This window comes from Putridiphycobacter roseus, assembly GCF_003234935.1.
In the GTDB taxonomy this organism is placed as follows: Bacteria; Bacteroidota; Bacteroidia; order Flavobacteriales_D; family Crocinitomicaceae; genus Putridiphycobacter; species Putridiphycobacter roseus.
Genome location: NZ_QKSB01000025.1, coordinates 1 through 5,983, shown reverse-complemented (window position 1 = coordinate 5,983; position 5,983 = coordinate 1). Strand labels below are relative to the sequence as shown.

5 protein-coding genes are annotated in these 5,983 nt (G+C 30.3%); all 5 read right to left on the bottom strand.

Features of this window, described 5'->3' with window-relative positions; translation table 11 throughout:
- Window positions 1–128: 128 nt before the first annotated feature.
- The gene (locus DNU06_RS17105) at window positions 129–1,019 is read right to left on the bottom strand and encodes a hypothetical protein (RefSeq protein WP_146239315.1); all 891 of its coding nucleotides are present in this window, start codon (window positions 1,017–1,019) and stop codon (window positions 129–131) included.
- Between the two features lie 226 nt (window positions 1,020–1,245).
- Window positions 1,246–3,087, bottom strand: coding sequence for a UvrD-helicase domain-containing protein (locus tag DNU06_RS17100; protein ID WP_111064727.1), 1,842 nt, complete (start codon window positions 3,085–3,087; stop codon window positions 1,246–1,248).
- On the bottom strand, window positions 3,080–5,080 hold the full coding sequence (locus DNU06_RS17095) for an ATP-dependent nuclease (RefSeq protein ID WP_111064726.1): 2,001 nt from the start codon (window positions 5,078–5,080) through the stop codon (window positions 3,080–3,082). Before DNU06_RS17095 ends, DNU06_RS17100 begins: the two co-directional genes overlap by 8 nt.
- A gap of 114 nt (window positions 5,081–5,194) precedes the next feature.
- On the bottom strand, window positions 5,195–5,533 hold the full coding sequence (locus DNU06_RS17090; RefSeq protein ID WP_111064725.1) for a hypothetical protein: 339 nt from the start codon (window positions 5,531–5,533) through the stop codon (window positions 5,195–5,197).
- A 23-nt stretch (window positions 5,534–5,556) separates the two neighbouring features.
- Window positions 5,557–5,871 (bottom strand): hypothetical protein, encoded by a 315-nt coding sequence (locus DNU06_RS17085; protein ID WP_146239314.1) that lies wholly within the window; start codon window positions 5,869–5,871, stop codon window positions 5,557–5,559.
- Window positions 5,872–5,983: the final 112 nt, after the last annotated feature.

Genomic DNA, 5,983 nt, shown 5'->3' with positions numbered 1-5,983 from the left:
TATTTTTTTCAGCTAATTAAACTTTAGCTTAAAGTAATTATTTGTTTTTTCCACAAAGGAAGGAATTGCTTATAACGTTTGTGTAAACAGTCGTTTTAATGCTGTTTTACATATTGTTATGGGCTTTTTTATTCGTGGTCAATATTATAAATATTATTCTCATTTAATAAATAAATAAATCGGTTTTCCTTACTCTCCCACGCTCTATCTTCTTTCAGCTTTTGCACAATTATTTGCTTTGTTTCAAAATCTTTATAATCAAACAATTCATCTATTACTTGATAGAAGTAATTTGATGTGTAATTATCAGTACTTTCTAGTAGTCTTACCAGTTCAGACCTAATCTCAGTAGCATACCTTGATTTATTCCACTTGCAAAGGTAAAAGAGCGCATCAGTATTCTGTTTTTCAAAAGCTAAAGTCTCTATTCGATCAATATATGACTCGTCATAAATCCTATTTTCTAATGCAATTTGTAACAATCTTTCCGAATTTTGACTAGATAATATGCTACTATCGAGCTGGAATAATATTTTGTCTTTGGCTCTTTCTGAATGATTTAAATTATAGTAATATCTATAATATATTGAGCTGTAGGAATAGTCTTCAGAAATGATACAACCACTATATGTTTCAACTATCGTTTCTTGTAAAATGAAATTATTAAAAATCGTTTTCAAGTCTGAATAGTTGGTGTCAGCTAATGCCCACCCTGCATAGGTTGCAACTGTTTCATTTTTGTTGGCTGTCAACTGAACTAATTCATCTATTGTACTATTCGCTTTTAAATTTCTGAAATTTTTATAGTTTTCACCTTCCTCACCGCCTATTCCTATTTGAGAGGCTTGCAATTCGTTAATTTTTGCAATTGCTGAAACTATTTCACTCAATCTTTCAGGAGTTTCCTTGAATTTTTTCAATTGTTTTTCAGTGACTTGACTTGACAAACTACTTGAATTATTTTTTTCAACACACGAGAAGAACATTACAATAAGTGTTATATAAAGTACTTTTTTCATTGAGTCGATTTATTTTTCAGCGTTGCCTATAACGTTTAGTATAAGAAACGTAGGGCAGTAGATATGTACTTTCGTTTCGGTTTATTACATAGCTAAATATAAATATTTTGCTTTTATCTTTTCTTCTATAAACGCCAAATTTTATATTTAGCGGACTTTGTTAATATTCACAGACTTTTCGGTTAAGCGCAAAACGCCCTATGTTTTTTATACATTGTTATGCGCTTTAATACTTTTTTGCTTCAATAGTATTTGAGGTATTTCCAAAGTTTTCAGTTAGTATATTCCAGAAGCGAGAGGCGTTAAAACTCCTTGTATAAGGACCCCATTGACCTGTAAATGTATGCTTTTTACTTCTAAGCATAATACACTCCCGTTTAGCTCTACTTACGCAGACATAACATAAACGATGGGCTTCTTCCATTTCTTTAGATCCTTCTTTGATATTATAAAAAGGGAATCGCCCTTCTTCTAAACCTAATAATATAACTACTTCAAATTCTAAACCTTTAGCACTATGACGAGTAGTAACTGTAATCTCATTGTCAGGTGTCCCTAAAGTTGCAAACCTTGTTAATTTTACTCCTTTTAAATTGGCTAAAGTGGCTTCTTTAAGTAATAATGCAAGATTGCTTATTTCTTCAGGATAGCTTTCCGATTCTAGTAGTATCTCATTTAAAAATAACTTATCATATATGTTTGTTAGCCAGTCACTTAATGTAATTAAGGATTTGCTCTCATTTAACACTTCATATAACTCACTTCTCACAATTATTTGCTCAGATAATAATTGAGAATTATTATGAATACTGAGTAATCTTTTCCAAAAACTAAAAATGACATTAAAAGATTGACTTTTTGGATTTATACACCATTGTGCACAATCTTGTAGCCATTGAACTATATCTGAATTCGTAAAACCCCATTTAGCAATATAAAAAGGTATTCTATTTTCTTTTAAAATATAGGCCATACCGGCCACTTCTCTTCCTGAACCTACAATAATTCCTATTTCATTTAGAGTTATTCCTTTAGCAATTAATTTTGGAATTATTTTATTAACAACAACTTCATACTGTTCATCCATGTCCGATTCGCATGTAATGAATTTAAAATCAGCAGTCTCATCGAGTCGTTGTTTAGCTAGGTAATTTAATCGAGGTGGAGGTAATTGGAGAGAGTCTAATGAACCATTAATAATCCCTTGATTACTTCTATAGTTTGAAGTAAGAGTAATTGATTCAAAATTAGAGATACCATTTAGCTCATTCAAAAAATCGGGATATGCACCACTAAAACCATAAATTGATTGATTCATATCACCAACAGCAAAAACCTTTATTGAAGTTTGGCTTTGTAATTCAAGTACCATTTCATGTAAAGGTTTTCCAAGATCTTGATATTCATCAATTAATAACCATGAAAACTTAGCCTCTAATGTGTTTTTAACATATTCTTGTTCAGTAATCATTTGAGTTGCAATATTTATTATACTAATAAAATCTACACAACCAACTTCATTTAACTTTCTATTATAGATGACTTCTGCTTGCGATTCAAGGTCAAATAGTTCTAATTGAACTTTACTATTACCCGTTATAGAAAGCGACCGTTGTCTATTTAAATCTACAAGCTTTAAAGAATCATCTGTAATATTCAGTTCTGATAAAACACTAATAAATATTTTTTCTTCTATTTCGTTAGAAGCTATTTTTAAAGGAATAGGAATGTTATATTGAGGGTAAAGTTTGGCAAAAGGTTCTAAGATGTTAATTATACTAAAACCATGCATTGTTCCGATAAAATCGCTTTTTTTAGGTTTATAATTATATTCGGATAATCTTTTTTTTAACTCTCTAACAGTTTCTCGACTGTAACTAATGCAGGCTAAACCTGAAGGTGCAACGATGTCTGTTTTACATAATTTTACAGCTTTTAGAGTCAAGACCCTTGTTTTACCACTACCAGGACCAGCTATAACAACTGTATTCCCTTTTGAATCAAATGCTTTTTTTTGATTAGGGTCATTTTTTATTAAAGATAAGTCTTCGAAGAATTTTTTATTCATGGTTGTCCTTTACGCTATCTATAATAAATGTAATAGCCGATTGAATATATTGAGGAACCATCTCTAATTTTATATTTGAAGCAAAACGTTGGGCAAAACGTCCTTTACTTATATTATCATCAATTTTCTTAAGAGCCTTCCAATAATTTTCAGAATCTAATTCATTATCAAAGTTTTGTTGTTGTTTTGCACCACCAGGGCGTAACTCTGAATATACTTTTTTAAACACCTCTAAGTCTGATGTATTAGATTTAGTCATTGTGTCAACTTCATTTGTATAATAACCTACAAAGCAGTTGTATTCTGATAATTTTGATTGTAAGTCAGAACCTTCTTCTATTTCTAAATCAACTGAAGTACATATATCTAAGTCTGTTAATATTTTTGATATTAATTCAGTTCCTCTGAAACCTATTGAATCAGTCTCTACTACTATTTCATGATATTTCTTTTTTGTTTCTTGTTGACCATCACCATTTATTGATGCTATATTTTTATAGCAATCCCCATCTGTTATCAAACACCATGGTATATTTAAAGCTTGCAGAATCTGAACGTAGGGTTTAAAGTTTGTTGAATGTATATTGCATATCACAATACCATAATCATCTAGATTGGTACCTAATAAATTAGCTACTTCGGGTACCATGTATTCTTCTGTAATCCCCTCAACCAAAATAACACCTTTACCAAAGTATATTTCGCCTCTTTTCGCATCTAAATATCTTTCTATGTCGATTTTATCATTAGCGTCAATATTTAAACCTACTGTAGAATAAAGTTTAGTTTGATTGTTGGAGTATTTACCATAAACTATAGAATCAATTGGTGCGACCGAGGTTATATAAGGTGAATGTGTAGTGAAAACAACTGATGTTTCACTTTTATGTAATATTTCTCTATATATCAATCGTTGCAAAATAGGATGCAAGTGGGCTTCTGGCTCTTCGATAGCTAAAATAGTAACAGTGTGTGGTCTACTATTGTGTTTGTTAAAAAAAGTATATAATTCTTCTTCGTCAAGTAATTCTTCTATTATCAAATAATTACTGCCACTTTCACTGAGATTATAATAATTATTAATCAAGAATAAAGGGTCTTTTGCTTTATATTTTTCAAAATCGGCAGTCTTTATTATTCTAGGAATAGTTTTATCTTTAAGAAGCAACATAATCATAGAAATAAATAAAATATTTGCTAACCCTAAGCTCAATTCTGAAACAGGTCTATTTTTTACTCCCATATATAATTGAATGGTATATAAAAGTCTTTCTATTTCAGTATCATAAATTGATAAATTGAGCTGATTATCGTGTTGTAAACCTGTTAATGTCTCAAATTTATTTTGAATAACTTTTTTAATATCACTTATTTCATCAAGATTTAATATTTCTTCAGCAGCAGAATGAATTGAAGTTGAAATCTTTTCTAAATCTTCAGTAGCAATACCGTATTCTTGAACTAATTTGTAAAGAGGTGAACGTTTTTTAGCATTTAATTCACGTTCTACATCTCTTAAAGCACCAATCACATGAATATTTAAAAAATTTCGATCTTCATTTGTAAATAGATTAGCCTCGTTAGTCCCTTTATAAATTAGATAGCTGTAGCTAATTATTTCATTAGTTTCATCTCTTATTGGATAATATTTATAAGTTATTCTAAGTGTTGGCGGAGTGGTAGAAACTACAGCATCTGATAGTTGAGAGACAAGGTGTCTATTTTTTTCATAATTTTTTATTTCAATTTGAATATTAATTTCTACACCATTTTTTTCAGGGTCTTCTATACTGTCATGAAAAAAACTAGGATCTAAAACTCTATCAAAATCAGAATAACTTCTATCAAGGATAAGTTGAATTGCTTTGATGAAGTTTGATTTTCCGACATTATTCTCACCAATAACAACTTGTTTATGGTTTAAGTTAACTTCAACATCTTTAAAGTTTTTATAATTGTTTATTATTACTTTTGATATGTAAGGACTATTCATTTAAATTTATTTCGTTAAGTTTTTTAGTATAGCAGATTTTTTTCTATTGCGCATAACGGTTGAGTAAAAATAGGCATTTATGCCGAACAGCTTTGCTGTATTTTTTACTTGTTGTTATGCTTTTGTTTTATAATTCGGAAACGGGTTTATTTTCCTGTCAACATGTCCCAAATTTAGTACTGCAATTCGTTTTTCGGGTTCCCAACCATTCTCCAACCCCAGAGAAATCAATTGTTTTACAATTCCTGATGAAATCTTTAATTGAGAATTATTTTCATCTAGTAGGTCTACTTGCTTTCTAAAGTAGTCGTATTTAACATTTAGCAATTGTCCATTCTTAACCTCTAATGACTCAATATAAAGATCGATCCAACCATCATTCCCTGTAACTTGCCAACCGTAACTTGTCTGGTAAATCATTAATGTTCGGAGTCCATTTTTTGGAAAACTCATGCAGTGCTTATATATTTCATTTCTTAAACAATTGTTAATACTAAAAGTGCTATCAGCCCACAAAGGATAAAGCCATCTCTTAAGTTATTATATTTCATTAACCAAGTAGTAATGCTTAATGCAATAGCTATGAAAACCATTACACCAACATAGCTCCTCATTAGTTCAAACCCATTACCTAATTTATCCAAAGTTCTGCTTAAACCTTCTTTACCTGACGGTTCTCCCTGAACACCAACTAAAATTTCCCAGACCAACAAGCCGACTATACAATAGATACAGATAGCAAGGATAGAAGTAAGATAATCTCGCTCTATAGTTCTATCTGATTCCTGCACAATTTGAGTCATTATATATTATTTGCAATAAAGCATAACGTTTGTGTATGTTGTCGTTGCTAGCCCGAAGGGCAGCTATGCAATATACATATTGTTACATGCTGTTTTATTT